This window comes from Cohnella sp. 56, from assembly GCF_037963805.1.
In the GTDB taxonomy this organism is placed as follows: domain Bacteria; phylum Bacillota; class Bacilli; order Paenibacillales; family Paenibacillaceae; genus Cohnella.
Genome location: NZ_JAZDQE010000014.1, coordinates 147,765 through 164,825, shown reverse-complemented (window position 1 = coordinate 164,825; position 17,061 = coordinate 147,765). Strand labels below are relative to the sequence as shown.

General features: G+C 63.8%; 16 protein-coding genes. 7 read left to right on the top strand and 9 right to left on the bottom strand.

Translation table 11 applies throughout. The features are described 5' to 3' along the window. Nucleotides 1-60: 60 nt before the first annotated feature. Both VQ071_RS22345 and VQ071_RS22340 read right to left on the bottom strand, forming a co-directional pair. Complete coding sequence (locus VQ071_RS22345) at nt 61-1,092, bottom strand: Gfo/Idh/MocA family protein (protein WP_340516445.1); 1,032 nt, start codon at nt 1,090-1,092, stop codon at nt 61-63. A 15-nt stretch (nt 1,093-1,107) separates the two neighbouring features. Then, nucleotides 1,108-2,016 carry a sugar phosphate isomerase/epimerase family protein gene (locus VQ071_RS22340; RefSeq protein WP_340516444.1) on the bottom strand — a complete coding sequence of 303 codons (909 nt, stop codon included), beginning with the start codon at nt 2,014-2,016 and terminating at the stop codon, nt 1,108-1,110. Nucleotides 2,017-2,152: 136 nt separating this feature from the next. On the opposite strand from VQ071_RS22340, the gene VQ071_RS22335 reads away from it, so the two are divergent. Further along, entirely contained in the window at nt 2,153-3,043 is an 891-nt protein-coding gene (locus VQ071_RS22335) for an AraC family transcriptional regulator (RefSeq protein WP_340516443.1), read from the top strand. 9 nt (nt 3,044-3,052) lie between these two features. Here the strand turns inward: VQ071_RS22335 and VQ071_RS22330 are convergent, their stop codons facing one another. The 3 genes from VQ071_RS22330 to VQ071_RS22320 form a co-directional block, all read right to left on the bottom strand. Then, nucleotides 3,053-3,592: a hypothetical protein gene (locus VQ071_RS22330; RefSeq protein ID WP_340516442.1), complete on the bottom strand. Its 540-nt coding sequence runs from the start codon at nt 3,590-3,592 to the stop codon at nt 3,053-3,055. A 214-nt stretch (nt 3,593-3,806) separates the two neighbouring features. Continuing rightward, nucleotides 3,807-5,312, bottom strand: coding sequence for an alpha-glucosidase/alpha-galactosidase (locus VQ071_RS22325; protein ID WP_340516441.1), 1,506 nt, complete (start codon nt 5,310-5,312; stop codon nt 3,807-3,809). A gap of 137 nt (nt 5,313-5,449) precedes the next feature. After that, nucleotides 5,450-6,343: an AraC family transcriptional regulator gene (locus tag VQ071_RS22320; RefSeq protein WP_340516440.1), complete on the bottom strand. Its 894-nt coding sequence runs from the start codon at nt 6,341-6,343 to the stop codon at nt 5,450-5,452. Nucleotides 6,344-6,469: 126 nt separating this feature from the next. Here VQ071_RS22320 and VQ071_RS22315 point away from each other — a divergent pair, with 126 nt between their 5' ends. The 3 genes from VQ071_RS22315 (at nt 6,470) to VQ071_RS22305 (ending at nt 8,891) form a co-directional block, all read left to right on the top strand. Beyond that, nucleotides 6,470-7,381 carry a J domain-containing protein gene (locus VQ071_RS22315; RefSeq protein WP_340516439.1) on the top strand — a complete coding sequence of 304 codons (912 nt, stop codon included), beginning with the start codon at nt 6,470-6,472 and terminating at the stop codon, nt 7,379-7,381. A gap of 410 nt (nt 7,382-7,791) precedes the next feature. Beyond that, entirely contained in the window at nt 7,792-8,019 is a 228-nt protein-coding gene (locus VQ071_RS22310; RefSeq protein ID WP_340516438.1) for a hypothetical protein, read from the top strand. Between the two features lie 188 nt (nt 8,020-8,207). Continuing rightward, complete coding sequence (locus VQ071_RS22305) at nt 8,208-8,891, top strand: M50 family metallopeptidase (RefSeq protein ID WP_340516437.1); 684 nt, start codon at nt 8,208-8,210, stop codon at nt 8,889-8,891. Nucleotides 8,892-8,908: 17 nt separating this feature from the next. Here VQ071_RS22305 and VQ071_RS22300 read toward each other — a convergent pair whose 3' ends face one another. The 3 genes from VQ071_RS22300 to VQ071_RS22290 all read right to left on the bottom strand — a co-directional run bounded on the left by VQ071_RS22300 (nt 8,909) and on the right by VQ071_RS22290 (nt 11,735). Continuing rightward, nucleotides 8,909-9,598 carry a hypothetical protein gene (locus VQ071_RS22300; protein WP_340516436.1) on the bottom strand — a complete coding sequence of 230 codons (690 nt, stop codon included), beginning with the start codon at nt 9,596-9,598 and terminating at the stop codon, nt 8,909-8,911. 3 nt (nt 9,599-9,601) lie between these two features. Further along, nucleotides 9,602-10,108 carry a hypothetical protein gene (locus tag VQ071_RS22295; RefSeq protein ID WP_340516435.1) on the bottom strand — a complete coding sequence of 169 codons (507 nt, stop codon included), beginning with the start codon at nt 10,106-10,108 and terminating at the stop codon, nt 9,602-9,604. Between the two features lie 73 nt (nt 10,109-10,181). Then, complete coding sequence (locus tag VQ071_RS22290; protein WP_340516434.1) at nt 10,182-11,735, bottom strand: NAD(P)H-hydrate dehydratase; 1,554 nt, start codon at nt 11,733-11,735, stop codon at nt 10,182-10,184. A gap of 168 nt (nt 11,736-11,903) precedes the next feature. Between VQ071_RS22290 and VQ071_RS22285 the strand changes: the two genes are divergently transcribed. Together VQ071_RS22285 and VQ071_RS22280 are read left to right on the top strand one after the other, a co-directional pair. Continuing rightward, complete coding sequence (locus VQ071_RS22285; RefSeq protein WP_340516433.1) at nt 11,904-12,509, top strand: biliverdin-producing heme oxygenase; 606 nt, start codon at nt 11,904-11,906, stop codon at nt 12,507-12,509. 23 nt (nt 12,510-12,532) lie between these two features. Further along, entirely contained in the window at nt 12,533-15,106 is a 2,574-nt protein-coding gene (locus tag VQ071_RS22280; RefSeq protein ID WP_340516432.1) for a diguanylate cyclase domain-containing protein, read from the top strand. Between the two features lie 61 nt (nt 15,107-15,167). Here the strand turns inward: VQ071_RS22280 and VQ071_RS22275 are convergent, their stop codons facing one another. Next, nucleotides 15,168-15,989: an SPL family radical SAM protein gene (locus VQ071_RS22275; protein ID WP_340516431.1), complete on the bottom strand. Its 822-nt coding sequence runs from the start codon at nt 15,987-15,989 to the stop codon at nt 15,168-15,170. Between the two features lie 171 nt (nt 15,990-16,160). Here VQ071_RS22275 and VQ071_RS22270 point away from each other — a divergent pair, with 171 nt between their 5' ends. Continuing rightward, nucleotides 16,161-17,060, top strand: a complete 900-nt coding sequence (locus tag VQ071_RS22270; RefSeq protein WP_340516430.1) for a DNA-3-methyladenine glycosylase family protein — start codon at nt 16,161-16,163, stop codon at nt 17,058-17,060. The last annotated feature ends 1 nt before the right edge of the window (nt 17,061 follow it).

The window sequence follows — 17,061 nt, the reverse complement described above, 5'->3', positions numbered from 1 at the left end:
CGCTACCCTCTCCATAGTAGAAGAAAACCGGGCTCCGCCGCAAGACGCACGCGCAAGCGGTTAATAATAGCTGCGGAGATTCACCTTCGCGCCCGTCCGCGCGCTGTCGATCGCGCCGAGCACCATCGCCATGCTCTTGATGTTGTCGCGGCAATCGGTCTCGGCCGGCCGGCCTTCGGCGAGCGAAGCGAACATCTCGTCGAGACAGCCGGCATGCCCCGCGCGTCCCGGCCAGTCCAGCGCAGCCTCGACCCGTTCGTAATCCCGGATGAACTTGTCCTCCTGATCGCCTGCCGCGACGACTTCGGCGTACGGAGCGCCCGCACCGTCCCATACCGCCGTCCCGCGCTCGCCGTTCACCCGCCACTGGGACTCCCATGAGGTCGCGGCGCCCTCGGCGCACCAGGAGCCCCGATAGCAGAATACGGAGCCGTCCGACATCTCGAAAATGCAAATGGCGGACGCATTGCCCGCATACCAGGAGCCCGGCGGGTTGAACTCGTGGCAGTAGACCGATACCGGGTCCGCGCCGGTAATAAAGCGGGCCTGGTCGAACGTGTGAATCGCCATGTCCAGGACGAGCGGGCTGTCCATCGCATCGCGGAAGCCGCCGAAGTGGGCGCCGATGAAGAAATCCGCGCCGACGTACCCCGCCTTGCCGATCGTTCCGCCCTGCACCAGCCCCCGGAGCGCGCGGATGCCCGCGTCATAGCGCCGATTTTGCATGACCGCATACGCGCCGCCCGTCCGGTCCGCGATGCCGATCAGCTCGCGCGCCGCCGCCATCGTCTCGGCCATCGGCTTCTCGCCGAATACGTTCGCGCCCGCATTCAGCGCGGTCGAGCAGACGCCGAAGTGGCTGGCCGGGATCGTCACGTCGAACACGAGGTTCGCGCCCGTCTCCGCCAATGCCTGCGCCAGATCCGTATAGGTGCCGCAGGACAGCTCGTACCTGTCCGCCATCGCCTGGGCAAACTCTTGCTTGATGTCCACGAGCCCGACGATCTCCGCGTCCTCGCGAGCGAGCGCGTACTCTACCCAGGTGCGCGCCATGCCGCCGCAGCCTGCCACCACGATTTTATGCTTGCTCATCGATCGATCGCCCCCTTATACCGGATTCGGCACGAATTCGCCGCCCCGGCTTCGTTTCAGATAGTTCAACGCATGCACTTGCCCCGTCATCTCCAGCTCGTCCTTGTAGACCGGATCGTGCCAGCCTTCGATATCGATCGTCCCCCGGTAGCCGGACTGTCGCAGAATTGTGATGACGTCGGACCAGTTCGTGTCGCCGAAGCCCGGCGTGCGGTGCCAGACGAACGGCTTCGGTCCGTGGACGCCGTGCGCCTTCACGATATCCCAGGCGATCGTCGCGTCCTTGCCGTGCACGTGGAATACGCGGTCAACCCACTTCCGCAGCTGCGGAATCGGATCGATGAGGCTCACCATCTGGTGGCAGGGCTCCCATTCGAGTCCGATGTTGTCCAGCGGCACGCTGTCGAACATCATCTCCCAGGCGGTCGGATTGTGCGCGATGTTCCAGTCGCCGCGCTGCCAGTCGCCGCCCATGTCGCAGTTCTCGAACGCCAGGCGTACGCCCCGGTCCGCCGCGCGGCGCGCCAGCTCGCCGAACACCTCGGCGAACTTCGGGATCGATTCGTCGATCGGCCGATCCGTCAGTCTGCCCGTGAAGCCCGATACGATATTCGCGCCGAACAGATGCGCATGGTCGATCAGACGCTCCCAGCTCGCCAGCGTGTCCGCATTGTCCCCGTGTCCGGTGAGCGGGTTGCCGAATACGCTGACGGCCGAGATGACGATATCGCGGTCCCCGATCGCCTCGCGCACACGCTTGGCCGTCTCCGCCAGGTCGGCGCCGCCGGTCGTCTGCCAGTAGGTGAGGTTGAAGGATTCGAAGCCGTGCGGCGCGATCTGCGGGATCACGCGCGCGGCGTCCCCTCCGCCCACCAGGGTGCCGATGCGGATGCCGGTATGCTTGCCGATGGTACGAACGGTCATTGTGCTCCACTCCGATCCTAAGCTATATTGAATGAACTAGGACGATTATATCCTTATCGCTGCGCTCGTTCTCTATACGATCTTGCGATTTTATAGCCCGATCTTGGGGCATATATGGAGGGAGGCGCGGCGCGTCATGCATCCGCCCGAATTAAGAGAGGACACCTATCTCAGCGACGGCGCCTATCCTGCGAATCTGTTCCGCAACCTCTGTCCCGCAGGACCCGACGGGAGAACTGCGCTATATTTGCATTGGCATGACCACTTCGAATGGATCTATACGGTATCCGGCCGCGCTGTCTTCCATATCGACAGTCAGCCGTACGAGACCGGGCCCGGCGATCTGCTGCTCGTGCCGGCGGGCGGCCTGCATGTCGGATACGCGCGCGACGCGGAGCCGATCGAATACTGGTCGCTCGTCTTCAACCGGTCGCTGCTGCAGGGACTCGCGGTCGATCCGCTGCACGACCGGTATTTGGCGCCTTATGTAGAGGGGAGACTGCGGTTCCCCGTCAAGTTCGGCGCGGAAGAGGCGGGCTGCGAGCCGATGCGCAGCATCCTGCGGGAGATCGGAGCGGAGTTCGCGGAGAAGAAGCGGGCTTATGAGCTGCTCGTCAAGGCGAAGCTGTATCAGCTGTTCGCGCTGGCGGCCCGCCGCTTCATGCCGGAGCGCGACGGCGAGCAGGCCGACCGGACCGGACGGCGGATGGACCGGTTCAAGTCGCTCATTTTGCACATTGAAGCGCATTATGCGGACAAGCTGACGATCGAGGATGCCGCGAAGCTGGTGAACTTGAATCCGTACCATTTTTGCAAAGTGTTCAAAAACGCGACGGGGCGCACCTTCGTGGAGTTCGTCAACCAGCATCGCATGAACGTGGCCGACAGGCTGCTGAGAGAAGGCAAATTGACGGTGACCGAGATCGCCGAACGGATCGGCATCGCGAATCCCAACTACTTCACCAAGCTGTTCAAGCAGATCAAGGGCGTGACGCCGTCCGAGGCGCGGAAACGGGGAGACCGATGAACGCGCGGCTCACCGGCTGCCCGCCAGCAAATCCTTGAGCGCTTCGATCAGCATGCCTGCGCGCTGGTTCAGAGCCCGCTTGTCCTTGAGCCCGAGCGAGGCAAGATCGTGACCGGCGTCCAGTACGAGCGGCTGCGCGATGACGTCGTCGAGGATCACCTTCGCCGTCCGGATCGCCTCGTGCGACAGCTCGATCCCGGCGATGCCGTTCAACGCCTTGAGCATCCCGATCAGATGCTCCGCATGCTTCAGCTTCACGACGCTGTCCGCGCTCATCAAGTGCCGGGAGGCGAACCGTACCGCCTGCTGCAGCGCCTGCGGGTCCTTGTGGGCCCTGGCCGTCTCCTCGAGCGCGGCGGCGGCCTCCCAGTCCCGGATCGACAGCGCCTGCGCGAATCCGCCGATCATCTCCCGGACCCACTCCGCCTCCAGCGCCGGCGGCACCTCATGGGCCTTGTAGGTCTCCAGCGCCCCCGCCTTGTACATCCGAATCGTGCTGCCTCCGTATTGCATGAACAGCCGCTTGGCTTGGAGCCGCTCGGTTTCCATTTGTTGAACCGCCTTTCTATTCCATCCTTGAAACCATCGTATCATGTATGCCGCCGTCATGCGCCCCGATGCGACAGCAAAGCTGTTCAAGTGCATCTAAATTAGCCTAAGCCCTCCGCATACACGCAAATCAATTCTGCCGCAATGGATCGACGATCGCCAAAATAAAAAAAAGCCGGCGCCGCCCGAAAACGGCTGCCGGCCATCCCCACTATCAGTGCGCGTTCGCGCGTTCCTTGCCCTTGTCCGCTTCGCCCGCGTTTTTGTTGGCGGCCTCGCGGTCCTGCTGCATCTCCTCGACCGTCTTGACATGCAGGCGCGCCGCGCCGCGATAGCCTTCGCGCGTCGGCAGCAGGTCGCCGGACGCGAGGCGCGCCTTGGCCTCGGCGATCGCCGCGCCGTACTGCGGCAGCCACTTCTCCTGCGCGACGAGCATCTCGTCGACCATCTGCCAGATCTCCTTCGGATTGCAGACCGCGCCGACGAGCGGGTCCATCATGAACGCCTGGCGCAGCAGCTTGTCGTCTCCGTGCACCGCCGCCTCCACGGCGAGCCGCTGCACCGAGATGCTGACGTTGCATACGGCCGCAGGGCCGAGCGGCAGGTCGCCGATGCGCGGCATCGACACGCCGTTGCGATCGACATAGCCCGGCGCTTCGATGATCGCGTCGTCGGGCAGATTCGCGATGACGCCCCGATTGACGACGTTGAAGTGCCCGCGGTACACCCGTCCCGTCTCCAGCCCCTCGATGATATAGGAGCCGTGCTCCTGGCTGCGCTCGCCGCTCTCGTATTTCAACGCCGGGTCCTTCATCCAGTTCGGGAAGTCGGTCTCGAACCAGTGGCGCCCCTCGGTGCAGACGCGCAAGTATCCGCCGGTCTCCCCGTTGATCCAGCTGCCCAGGTCGATCCAGTCGTTAATCTCGTCCGGACGCTTGCGGTACCAGGGCACATACTCGCTCAGATGGCCGTTGGACTCGGTGCTGTAATAGCCGAACCGGCGCAGCATGTCGATGCGGACCTTCTCCGTGCGGCTGAAGTCCACATGCGCCTCGAACGCCGCCAGCAGCTTGCCGGTCAGGTCTTCTCCGTTGTGCTTGATCTGAACGTACCACGTCTGATGGTTGATGCCCGCGCAGACGATGTCGACGTCTTTCGTCTCCAGGCCGAACGCCTGCGCGATCTGCCAGTGGCCACCCTGCACGCCGTGGCACAGGCCGATCGTGCGCACGCCGCCGTACTTGTTGCATGCCCAGGTGAGCATCGCCATCGGATTGGCGTAGTTCAGCAGCGTCACGTCGGGCGCAGCGACCTCCCGAATGTCCCGGCAGATGTCGAGCATCGCAGAGATGCCGCGCTGCCCGTACATGATGCCGCCCGCGCAGAGCGTATCGCCGACGCATTGGTCGACGCCGTACTTGAGCGGGATGTCCACGTCCGTCGCGAACGCCTCGAGACCGCCGACGCGGATCGTGCAGATGACGTACTTCGCATCGCGCAGCGCCTCTCTGCGGTCCGTCGTCGCCAAGATCCGAATGCCCAGGCCGTTCTCCTCGATATCGCGCTGGCACAGCTGCTTCACCATGTCCAGATTGTGCGGATTGATGTCCGTAAACGCAACCTCGATATTCGCAAACTCCGGCACGCTGAGCAAATCGCGCAGCAGCCCCCGCGTAAATCCGATACTCCCGGCTCCGATAAACGTAATTTTAAACGACATTTCCGCCAGCCTCCTCCTTGTTGCGAGCCCGCAGGCGGGCATCGCTTTGCCTAGTGCCATTGTAACCGCAGGCAGGAAGAAAGCGTGATCATTTTTACAGCCGATTCGCGAAGGCGCTTGTTCAAAATTACAGCTTTTTATAAATCCCTACGGAAGCGCTCCTGCGAGGCCCGATATGCCGCCGGCGTCATCCCCGCATGCTTCTTGAACAGCGTGTGGAAATAGGAACGGCCCGCCACCCCGACGTACTCGCAGATGTCGGCGATCGGAATGCCGGTATAGGACAGCAGCATCTTGGCCCGCTCCATCCGATGCTCGGTCAGATACGCCGTGACCGGCTGTCCGACCTGCCGCTTGAACAGGCGCTGCAGGTAGCTCGGATGCAGATTGACCGCGCCGGCGATATCCTGGAGGCGAATATCTCTGTCGTAGTTCTCCTGCATGTAGGCGATCGCCTGCCGCACATACAGGTCGCTCTGCGGCACGCCGCGCGCGCGGCTGTCCGCGAGCAGCCTGGCGACTCTGAACAGCACCTGGGCCAGCAGCAGCTGGGCCAGCGGTCCTCTGCCGCCGCCCTGCAGATCGAGCTCCAGCACGAGGCTCTTGAGCGCATGGAGCACCTCGTCGGGATCGCTCAGCGTGACGCTCGGGCCGGGCGCCCGCAGCAGAGCATCCAGCGCGGCGTCCTCGTCCGCCAGCCGGCGCAGCGAAGGCACGACGCCCTCCGCGGCCGCCAGGTCGAACTCCACATTCAGCATGCGGCAGGCCCGATCCACCTGCAGCCGGTGCGGGACGTTGGCGTTCAGGACGATGAACTCGCCCTTGCGGAGCGCGCTGACCGACTCGCGGCCGCTGCCCGCGTCCAGCGCGACGAGGCATTCGCCGCTCATCACGTACATGATCTCCGTCGAATCGTGCGTATGCAGGTCCATCCGGTACGCCGACCATTCCTTGAAATAATAAGCCTGCACCCGCGGCCGATACTCGCCGTCATACCACGTCTCCCGGAACAGCCCGCTCTCCCGATCCATGCCCCTTACCTCCGCTCGACTTTCCTGCCCCCATCTTATCGCATCCGGCCCGCGAAGTGGAAGCCGCGCCCGGAATCGCGTATACTGGAAAAAACGCATTCATCGACAGAAGGTGACTCTCGATCCATGGAAGAACAGAATGACCTGATTAAGCTCAAGCAGGCTTATGCCGAGCTCGGCTTGCCCGAGGACGCCGACCGCGAGACGCTGGACAACCGCTATTACGTGCTCGTGCGCCGCGCCCGCACCCAGAAGATGCGGGACAGCGGCGACACCCCGCCCTCCGAGCGCGTGGACGAGGAGAAGGTGAGCGCGGCCTACCGATTCATCAAGGACTACGAGGAAGCGCAGGCCAAGGCCGCCTACGCCCGCGAGACGTACGGCGACGATCCCAAAAAAGCCGCCCGCGCCGTGAAACGCGCGCATTTTTTCCACTATTACAGGCTCCATATTCTCGGCGCGATCGTCCTGCTCATCGCGATCGGCTACGGCATCAAGAGCTATGTCGATCACAGGCACGAGCAAGCCGAGCTTGCGAAGCTGCCTCCGGTGGACGTATCGGTTATGTTTTTCGGCAATTATTTTTACGGAGAAGGGCTGAATCCCGATACCGAGCAGATCAACGAACGCATTCTGGAGCAGTTCCCCGACTGGAAGCGCGTCGTCTCGGAGATTACGTACGTGCCTGCCGAGACCCGCAGCGAGCAGGATATGGCCCTGCTCCAGAAGAGCATGCTCGTGCTGATGACGGACAAGTCCGACGTCTACATCATGGACAAGATCAACTTCGATAAAATGGCTCCGCAGGAAGGACTCCTGCCGCTTGACGGGGAGAACATCCCCGGCAAGGACCAGGTCAAGTCGAAGACGGAGAAGGATACGGCGGAACGCGTCTACGGCGTGGATCTGAGCGGCTCTCCCCTGCTGAAGGAGCTGGGCGTGCAGGGCACGGACGAGTTCATCGCCGGCATCCGCGCCACCGCCAAGCACCCGGAGCAGGCCAAGGCGTTCATCCGTCATTATCTGGGCGGTTCCTGACCGCTGCCGCACCGCGGCGTAGCCCGTTCGAGCGTCTGACGCTCGGGCGGGCTTTTTCCATTCCTTGGTTTAATCTCCATCGTGCCGGGTAAAAAGACATACATTCTACTTCTGGAACTGGAGGCGATCCATATGTTCGTTCACGGTAAATGCTTCGGCCGAACGTTGTATGTGAAAACACGCTCCGGCCGTTGGGTTCATCTTAAAACGCTCAAGCAGGTATAGCACGCCAATCAGCGCCGACAAGCCGACGTATGGCCGACATGCCGACATATGGTTACGGCATTAAGCCGCTCCCTCGGGGAGCGGCTATTTGATGTTCATAGGAATGTGCGGCGGGCGATTCGTTTGGTGCGCCGTGTGGGTATATGAAAGGTATCGTCTAACTTGACCATACCTGGAGGGACTTCATGACTTCAGCCTTTCTGTTCCTGCTGTGCCTGACCGACGTCGTCGCGGCCTCCGTGCTGCTGTCTACAGGCATCAGTCCCGGCGTAGGCGTCACGATGCTCGTCGCAGGCTGCCTCGTCTCCCTGGTCGGCGTCTTTACGATCGTACGCGCGGCAACCCCGGCGCCGGTACGGACGTCGCCTGCTCGGCGCGGTTCGCTGTCGGCCAAGCACTTGTCGCGCAACTGATCGCACGGGCGGCATGGCCGCCGCTGTACGGCTCACAGACCAGATGCTGCCTTTCATATCGATTGTTCCGAATCCAACGCCCGCGAATCGGGCGTTTTTCTTTTGGACATATAACCTGCGACAATGCTGAGACGCCGCTATGCATATTCCCTTATAATAGAATCACTACTAGAAAAGGAGGGCCGGATATGGGCAAATGGCTGTCGACGCTCGTCTATCTGGCGGTATCCGTCTTCCTGACACGACTGATTCCGTTCTCATCTTTTTTCCGCAACGTGGACACGATGATACACGAATTCTCCCATGCGCTGACCGCGCTGGTCCTCTCGGGCCGGGTGCTCGGCATCGAGCTTCATGCGGATCACAGCGGCGTCACCTACACGCGGCTCGTCTCGTCGTGGTCGTCGCTGCCTGTGTCCATGTCCGGCTATATCGGCGCCTCGCTGTTCTCTCTGCTGCTGTTCGCGCTTCATCACCGCCGGGCGCAGCGGCTCGGGCTCGCACTGGCGCTCGCCGTAGCAGCCGTCATGATCGTCCTGTTCGTGCACGGCGGCTTCGGGCTAGGCTGGCTCGCCGTCTTCATCGCATTGACGGCGGTCATGCTGTTCGCAGGCCCCAAGCTCCGCAGCTTCTACTATCTGCTGCTGGCGTTCCTGACGCTCGAGGAATCCGCGCTCGCGCCGATCTCGCTCGCGCTCACGGCGCTCGCCCGTCCGTCCGCCGCCGGCGACGCCTCGAACCTGGCCGCGGAGACGGGCGTCCCGGCTATATTGTGGGCGCTGCTGTTCGTTCTCGTCTCGCTGGTCTGCGCGACCCGCTCCCTGCAGCTGTTCATGCGGGGCAGAAAAGAAGAAAGGACCTACGGCCGCTAGACGGACGAAAGGCCCTGCTACTTGATATATACGCTGCCGAACGGCAGCAGCTCGCGCAGCAGACGCTTGAAAAATCCGTCTCCCTGCAGCTGCTCGCCGAGTCCGGGGTCCGTAGAGCCGACCTGGATCAGCGCCGGACCTCGGCCCTTCAATTGCCACTGCACGTTCATATGCTGGCTGGCGAGCGTATTGCCGTATACGGACAGCCGGACGTCTGCCCGCTCGGGGTAGGCGACGAGCGCACCCGATTCCGCGAACAGCGGCACGTCCGGATCGAGCTCGACCGAAGCGAGATCGCCCGCCGTGAACACGCCGACCCTGCCCGGCCCCGAGAATCGCATCCGGACCCACTCCCGTGTGATCCAGGCCGTCTTGATCTTCTGAATCCGGCTCTGCATGCGCAGGCCGTCCGTGTAGAACAGCACATGGCGAAAATTGAACATCAGATCGCTGTCCGCTGCAATATCGATCACGGTCAGATTGCAGCCGGGCGGGAGACCGAGGATCAGCTCGGCCGGTCCGCCGAGGCGCGAGCGGATCCACTTGCGCTTGCGGTAGGCGTTGGCCAGGTCCATGATGCGGTCCTCCCGCTGCGCGGGACTGCCCTGAAAGGCCACGATCGACTTGGGATGCAGCACATGGAGCGCCTCGTCCGGCTCCAGCGTGATACGGACTTGCCCGAGCGGAGCCGGCGTGCGGATGTCCATCGTCTAGGACCTCCAGCCGTCGCTGCGCTGGCGCCGCCAGACCGAGTAGCGCCACAGACGGATCGTCAGCATATACAGCAATCCCATGCCGAGCACGACGGCGACGCTGTACGCGACCCGGCGCGTCAGCGCCGTCCGCGCCTCCTGCCGCTTGGTCATGTCCGCCAGCTGCGCGCTCAGCGTCTCGTTCTGCTCCGTCAGCGCCTCGTTGCGTTGGCTGAGCGCCTGCGTCTCGGCCAGATACTTCTCCGTCTGACTCCGCATCTCCTCGGTGCGCCGGTTCAGCTCCTCCGTCTGCGCTTCGAGCTCCTGCTGCTTTTCCCGGTACTGCGACTTTAGCTCGTCGACCTTGTCCGGCACCTCGTATATATCCTTGAACCTGTCGTACATCGTCGCTGCCGCCGCCTCGGTCGAAGAGTGCGCGAGCAGAATGACGGCGCATGCCGCCACAATGAGCGGCGTGCGCAAGCGCCGGGCTGCCGATGCCAACGTCCGTATCGTAATGTTCATATTCCCTTCTCCTCTCCGCCGCAGCGGCGGCCTGTCTACTTATTCTAACACGATTCGCCTCCGATCGCGCCGTTCAGAGCGCTTCGACAATATCGCCTGCCGTCAGAGACGCGGCCTGCGCCCGACCGGCCGCCGCCCGGTCTCCGGCTGCGCCGTGCCAATAGACGCCGTACGCCGCAGCCTGCACCGCTGTCAGCCCCTGCCCGAGCAGGCTGCCTACGATGCCCGCCAGCACGTCGCCTGCGCCGCCCGTCGCCATGCCGGGGTTGCCCGTCGTGTTGACATACGCCGCGCCGTCCGGTGAGGCGACGACCGTGCGCGCGCCCTTCAGCACGACGGTCACGCCATGCTTCGCGGCATAATCGCTGGCGAGGCCGATCCGGTCCCGCTGCACCTCGGGCACCGACAACCCCGCGAGCCGCGCCATCTCGCCCGGATGCGGCGTGATGACGGTCGCCGCGCGCCGCACCGGCCAGACGCCCGGCGCCGCTCCGTCGTCCGCAATCATGTTGAGCGCATCCGCGTCCACGACGGCGGGCAGGTCGCCGAGCCGCTCCAGCACGTCGCGCAGCCATAGCCCGTCGCCGTCCCAGCGCCCCAGGCCCGGGCCGATGATGAGCGCATCCGCGCCTGCAGCCGCCGCGGCCACATGCTCCGGCGCCGTCCCCCGCCACTCGCCCGCGCCTCCGTCGGGAACCGCGCGCAGCATGAGCTCCGGCGCGAAGCCGCGCAGGCCCGCGACCGACGAGGCGGGCTGCGCCCAGCTCACGAGCCCGCTGCCGGCCCGCAGGGCGGCGCGCGCGCAGAGCAGGCCCGCGCCGCTCATCAGCGCGGAGCCGGCCGCGACGAGCGCATGGCCGTACGTCCCCTTGTGCGAGTCCTCGCTCCGCGGCAGCGGGGATTCGAGGCCCAGCTTGTGCCGGAGCGTCTCCGTGGTCAGCAGATGCGTATTCACGCCCGCCCGCTCCGCCGCGCCCGCCGGTATGCCGATGGGGCGGACGACGACCTCGCCCGCATACGCCGCGCCGGGGTGCTGATGCAGCCCCCGCTTCGCGTACCCGAGGGCCACCGTGAGCCGCGCCCGGATGCAATATTCGGAGACGGCGCCGGTGTCCGCGTCCAGTCCGCTCGGCAGATCCAGCGCGACGACGGGCAGGCCGCTGCCGACCGCCGCTTCGATGAGCTGGGCGTAGGGCGCCCGCGGCTTGCCCGCGCTCCCGGTGCCGAGCAGCGCGTCGACGAGGCCGTCATAACCTGCGAACACGCCGGCTGCCGGATCGCCCGGCGCGAGGACATGCTCCGCAATGCCGAGCCGCCTCGCGATATCCCGCTGCAGGGCGGCCGCGCCCTGCATCCGCTCAGGCGATTCGGCGTACAGTACGGAGACGCCGAAGCCCATGTCCGCCAGATGCCGCGCGCATACGAGACCGTCGCCGCCGTTGTTGCCTTTGCCCGCCAGAATCAGCCATCTGAAGTTCGTCCCCCGTCCGTCGGCTTCAGCGAAGCGCCTCGCCTCCTTCGCGACGGCCCTGCCCGCATTTTCCATGAGCGATACTTGCGGAATACCGATATCATCGATCGCCCAAGCCTCGATTTGCCGCATTTGCGCCGACGTCGCCACTTCCATTGCCGCGCCTCCTTCGTCTTCTATTTACTTAAACGCTTCGCGCAAATCATAGACATCGCCCCCGGCCCCGCCTTGCGCGCCGTGTGAGCAAATCTGCAAACAGCTTTGTTTTATGGCTTATATGTTTGTTACTATATAAGAGAGAGAATAGGAGGAGAACTGTCACCGATGACCGACATCATGATGCAGCTCAAAGAAAAAACGGCGCCTCAGCATCATCGCGCGGAGCAGAACCGTTATACGGCCGCAATGCTGAACCGCACGATGACCTTGGAACAATACGGCGAATATTTGGCCAAGTTTTACGGCTTTGTCCGGCCCCTCGAGCAACGGCTCGAAGAACGTCCCGAGTGGCGCCGGATCGGCTTCGACATCTCCGCCCGCATGAAAAGCCGTCTGCTCGAGGCCGATCTGGCCGGCCTGGGCTGGAGCGGGCAAGCGATAATCAACGCGCCGGACTGCCATGCGCTGCCCGACGTCTCTACATTCCCGCGGGCGCTCGGCTGCCTGTACGTGCTCGAGGGCTCGACGCTCGGAGGACAGATGCTCACCAAGCTGCTCGTGAAGTACTTGCCCGTCTCTCCCGATACGAACGCCCGCTACTTGAACAGCTACGGCGACGCGGTCCGCGCCCGCTGGGACGAGTTCCGCGGGATGCTGACGGGACTGGCGCACAGCGGCGAGGACGAGCGCGAGATGCTGGCGGCGGCCGGCGAGACGTTCGACCGACTGCACCATTGGCTGGAACAATCAAGCGGGACGAGCTCCCGTTAATTATAAACAAAGGCTGGTGTCAAATGACCGATGATTCCGGAAATTTGTACGAAGACGAGCTCAATCGCTCGCTGCTGACGGAAGGGGAATATACGGACGAACCGATTAATCTGACCAATTGCGAAAAAGAACCGATCCATATCCCCGGTCTGATCCAACCGCACGGCGTGCTGCTTGCCGCCGCCGGCGACGACGACCGCACGATTGTCCAGTGCAGCCGCAATACGGAGCTGCTGCTGGGCCTGCCTGCCGAGGAACTGCTCGGCCGCCCGCTGGCCTCGGTCATCGGCAATGAATTGCTGGACCGCATCGAGCACTACATCGCCAAGCCCGCCGGCACCGACAAGCTTCATTACATGGACGCGACGCTGGACGTCCCGGGCGGACAGACCGAGCTGTTCGCGATCTCCCACGTCAGCGAAAATATGCTGATCGTCGAGTTTGAAGCGCCGTCGCCCGAGACGCCGCCCCTCATCAACGATTTCGAGTGGGTGCAGACTTTTTTCACGCGGATCAAGCGGACGCACAGCCGCGCGGGTGCGAGCCAGGTGGCTGCGGAGCTCGTCAAGGACATCCTCGGCTACGACCGCGTCATGATCTACGAATTCGATGCCGAATGGAACGGCAAAGTCATCGCGGAAGCCAAAAACAACGATCTGGAATCTTTTCTCGGACATCATTATCCCGCATCTGACATTCCCAGACAAGCGCGCGAGCTCTATCTGCGCAACTGGGTCCGCACGATTGTGGACATGGACTATACGCCGGTCCCCATCCTCCCCGTCCTGCAGCCTCTCACCGGCAAACCGCTGAATCTGAGCTTGTCGGTTCTGCGCAGCGTATCGCCGATTCATCTCGAATATATGAAAAACATGGGCGTCGGCGCGACGATGACGATCTCTCTCATTCATGGCGGCGAGCTGTGGGGACTGATTACATGCCATCACAATTCGCCGAGATACGTGCCGCACAGGCTTCGCAATTTGTGCAACTTTTTGGGCTCCTTTTTCTCAAGCGAACTCCATCAGCGGCAGCTGCTGGACGACTATCAGGGAGAGCTGCATCACAAATCGATGGCTCAGCGGCTGTCCCGCATCTTCGGCGCCCCGGGCACGTCCGAGCAGCTCAAGGACAAGCTGGATGCGGCGGAGGACGACCTGCTCTCCATCCTGAATGCCTCCGGCGCGGCAGTTCAGTACCACGGACGCCTGTTTTTGTTCGGCATCACCCCGGCGCCGGCCGATATCGTCAAGCTGGCCAACTGGCTCAGCAGGCAGGCCGACGATTACGTATTCAGTACGAATCGGCTCCCTTCCCTCTACCCTCCGGCAGCCTCGTTTAAGGACAAAGCATCCGGCGCCGGCTTCCTGTCGTTGTCATCGGATTACCGCGATCATATCGTCTGGTTCAGACCCGAGGTGCTGCAGACCGTCACCTGGGCGGGCGATCCCGCCAAGGCCGTCATCCGAAGCGACGACGGCTACCGGCTCTCGCCGCGCAAGTCGTTCGAGCAATGGAAGCAGGTCGTGAAGGACTCTTCCCTTCCCTGGGAGCCCAAGGAGATCCATGCCCTTGCGGATCTGAAGTCGATCGCGCTGAAGCAGACCGAGGACGACCTTAGGCTCGCGGAGGAAAAGTCGATCATGTACGCCCGCATGCTGAAAGAAAACGAGTCGCGCTACCTGCATCTGATGGAGTATTCGCCCGTGGCGTTCATGACGCTGACAGGCGGCAAAATCGTATTCGCCAACCTGGAGGCCGCCATCATGCTGGATGCGTCCGACAGCGCCGATGTAGTCGGCAAGGAGCTGGCCGACTGGGTCGCTCCGGCCTCCGAAGCCGCGCTGAAGGAGGTGCTGGGCCGGGTCCTGACCGCCGCGACGCAGCTGACGTCGATCCGGCTGCGCCTGAAGCCGTCCGCCGACACGCCCAGGGAGCTGGAGATGACACTCGCGCATGTCGTATACGGCGGCAAGCCGTCCATCATGGCGGTTGCGAGAAAAGTCCACGCGGACGAACGGCAGGACGAGCTGTTCACGGAAGTGACGCAGCAGCTGTCCCACTACCTGCACACGGACAGCCTCACGGAATTGCCCAGCCGGCGCGCCTTCGAGGAACGCCTGGTGCGCGAATGGGAGCTGTACGCGAACGGCGGGCAAAAGACGATAAGCGTCATTATGCTGGATCTCGATCATTTTCGGGCATACAATACGATGTTCGGCTATCAGGGAGCGGACAACTGCCTCAGATGGGTCGCCGAATCGCTCGAGGCCGTCGGACAGACGGAGGGCGCCGTCATCGCGCGCTACGGCGGCGCGACATTCGCGCTCTCGCTGGCGATCGATCCGACGGCCCAGGGACGGGATGACGTCGTCAAGCTTGCCGAACGGCTCAGGCGGACCGTCGTCTCGCTGCAGATCCCGCATTCCCACCAGGACGGCGGCGACTATCTGACGGCCAGCGTCGGCGTCGCCTTCCATGCGCAGCCGGGGCTCGAACAGCCCGAGGCACTGATCGTCCAGGCGGAGAAGGCGATCGCGATCGCCAAGGCGGAAGGCAAAAACCGCGTCGCCGTACTCTCGTCCGGGCATGCATAAGCCGAATTGACGCCAGAAGACGCCATAGCCTGCCGCTATGGCGTCTTCTGGCGTCAGCCGTTCAAGGCGCGAAGCCTTCCTTGCTCACGAACAGCTCGTCCTCGCCGAAGCAGCGGCCCATACGCGTCTGCACGATCCGCCAAGCTGCCGGCGAATGCCACTCGGACAGCCCGAGCCGCGCATACAACGTCTCCAGTCCGAGCCTCGCGGTTCGCCGCCCGCCGCTGCCGTCTCCCATCTCGTAGTCGTCGATGACGACGCGATCGGTCAACGGCCGCAGCAGCGACGGGAAGTCCTCGCTGCTCGGCAGTACGGGCGCGACCGCGACCTGCACGGGCACGCCCGCCTCCCGCAGCTGCGCCAACGCCCTCAGCCTGGCGGCGATCGGCGGCGCCGCGGGCGTGAATACGCGTCTGACGTCCTCGCGGTCCGTCTCCACCGTCATGCTGACGCGCACCTGGTTCTCCAGCAGCCGCAACAGGTCGATGTCCCGCGCGACGAGCGGGCTGCGCGTCTGCACGAGCAGGAAGTCCGGCCGCACCTCGGCCATCGCCTCCAGCAGCGAGCGGGTGACGCGCTCCTTGTATTCCGCCGGCTGGTACGGGTCCGTGCTTGAGGACATGAAGATGCGCACCGGCCCCTTGGCCTTCGCCCGCCGCAGCTCCCGGCGCAGCGTCTGCGCCGCTTCGAGCTTGACATCGACCCAGCTGCCCCATGGCTCGCCCCTGAAGGCCGCGACCGGCATCCCTCTCACGTAGCAGTAAGAACAGCCGAACGCGCAGCCGCCGTAGGGATTCAGCGTATGGGTATAATCTTCGAGGAAGCCCGTCGCTTGGTTGAGCAGCGTCTTCGGCGTCCTGTAATCCGTCTTGATGCGCGCCATGACCGTCCTCCCCGCATCCGTAATAGCGTGCGCGAACTCTCGGATAAAAACGCAAATTCCCGATCTCCCCGTCGTGCGTCCGATCGGCTACAATCAGGTGAGGCCGGCATGTCCGCCGACCGGACAGCGGCAGCCGACCGATCGAATCGCGGCAGAAAGCGGTGACTCCTTTTGAAAATCAATCCTTCGATTCGCTTGCAGGTGCCGGAAGACTTCAGATTCGAGCCCAACCTCGGCTATCTGACACGCTCCGCAAGCGAGTGTCTGTACCAGATCCGCGATGGCGGAATATATAGGGCGCTCCCGATCCCCGGCACGCCCATCGTCATGATCCGCAGCGCACCGGACCGCGATCTCGTCGTGAAGTTCCTGGGCGCGGCATCCGAGCTGGCGGACGAGCTCGCGCCGGCTGCGGCCGCCTACATCCGGGATTGGCTTGATCTCGACACCGAGCTGACGCCATTCTACCGGCTCGCCGCCGCCGATCCGATCCTCGCCGCCGCAGTCGAGACGCATCGCGGCCTGCGGCTGATCGGCATTCCCGATCTGTACGAAGCCCTCGCCTGGGGCATACTCGGGCAGCAGATCAATCTCGCCTTCGCCTATACGCTCAAGCGGCGCTTGGTCGAGACGTACGGCGGCCGGATCGACCACGAGGGCCATGCGTACTGGACGTTCCCCCGCCCGGAGACGATCGCCGCGCTCGACGTCCGGGATCTGCTCCCGCTCAAGCTGACGGTCAAAAAATGCGAATACCTCATTCATACGGCGAGGCTCGTCGCGGACGGGACGCTGTCCAAGGAAGGACTCGCGTCCCTCGGCTTCCGGGAAGCGGAGCAGGCGCTCGTACGCATCCGCGGCATCGGGCCGTGGACGGCCAACTATGTGCTCATGCGCTGTCTGCGCATGAAGGACGCCTTCCCGATCGACGATGTCGGGCTGCATCACGCACTGCGCCATGTGACGGGCAGCGCGGCCAAGCCGTCCCGCGAGGACATCCGGCGCATGGCCGCAGGCTGGAGCGGGTGGGAGGCGTACGCGACCTTCTATCTGTGGCGCCTGCTGTATTGAG

Bases quoted from the DNA above. Each gene is read 5' to 3' on its own strand.
- VQ071_RS22335 (WP_340516443.1), top strand. From the start codon at position 2,153: ATGCATCCGCCCGAATTAAGAGAGGACACCTATCTCAGCGACGGCGCC.
- VQ071_RS22320 (WP_340516440.1), bottom strand. From the start codon at position 6,343: ATGGATCGGGAGAGCGGGCTGTTCCGGGAGACGTGGTATGACGGCGAG.
- VQ071_RS22290 (WP_340516434.1), bottom strand. From the start codon at position 11,735: ATGGAAGTGGCGACGTCGGCGCAAATGCGGCAAATCGAGGCTTGGGCG.
- VQ071_RS22345 (WP_340516445.1), bottom strand. From the start codon at position 1,092: ATGAGCAAGCATAAAATCGTGGTGGCAGGCTGCGGCGGCATGGCGCGC.
- VQ071_RS22300 (WP_340516436.1), bottom strand. From the start codon at position 9,598: ATGGACATCCGCACGCCGGCTCCGCTCGGGCAAGTCCGTATCACGCTG.
- VQ071_RS22305 (WP_340516437.1), top strand. From the start codon at position 8,208: ATGGGCAAATGGCTGTCGACGCTCGTCTATCTGGCGGTATCCGTCTTC.
- VQ071_RS22310 (WP_340516438.1), top strand. From the start codon at position 7,792: ATGACTTCAGCCTTTCTGTTCCTGCTGTGCCTGACCGACGTCGTCGCG.
- VQ071_RS22325 (WP_340516441.1), bottom strand. From the start codon at position 5,312: ATGTCGTTTAAAATTACGTTTATCGGAGCCGGGAGTATCGGATTTACG.
- VQ071_RS22340 (WP_340516444.1), bottom strand. From the start codon at position 2,016: ATGACCGTTCGTACCATCGGCAAGCATACCGGCATCCGCATCGGCACC.
- VQ071_RS22285 (WP_340516433.1), top strand. From the start codon at position 11,904: ATGACCGACATCATGATGCAGCTCAAAGAAAAAACGGCGCCTCAGCAT.
- VQ071_RS22330 (WP_340516442.1), bottom strand. From the start codon at position 3,592: ATGGAAACCGAGCGGCTCCAAGCCAAGCGGCTGTTCATGCAATACGGA.
- VQ071_RS22280 (WP_340516432.1), top strand. From the start codon at position 12,533: ATGACCGATGATTCCGGAAATTTGTACGAAGACGAGCTCAATCGCTCG.
- VQ071_RS22295 (WP_340516435.1), bottom strand. From the start codon at position 10,108: ATGAACATTACGATACGGACGTTGGCATCGGCAGCCCGGCGCTTGCGC.
- VQ071_RS22275 (WP_340516431.1), bottom strand. From the start codon at position 15,989: ATGGCGCGCATCAAGACGGATTACAGGACGCCGAAGACGCTGCTCAAC.
- VQ071_RS22315 (WP_340516439.1), top strand. From the start codon at position 6,470: ATGGAAGAACAGAATGACCTGATTAAGCTCAAGCAGGCTTATGCCGAG.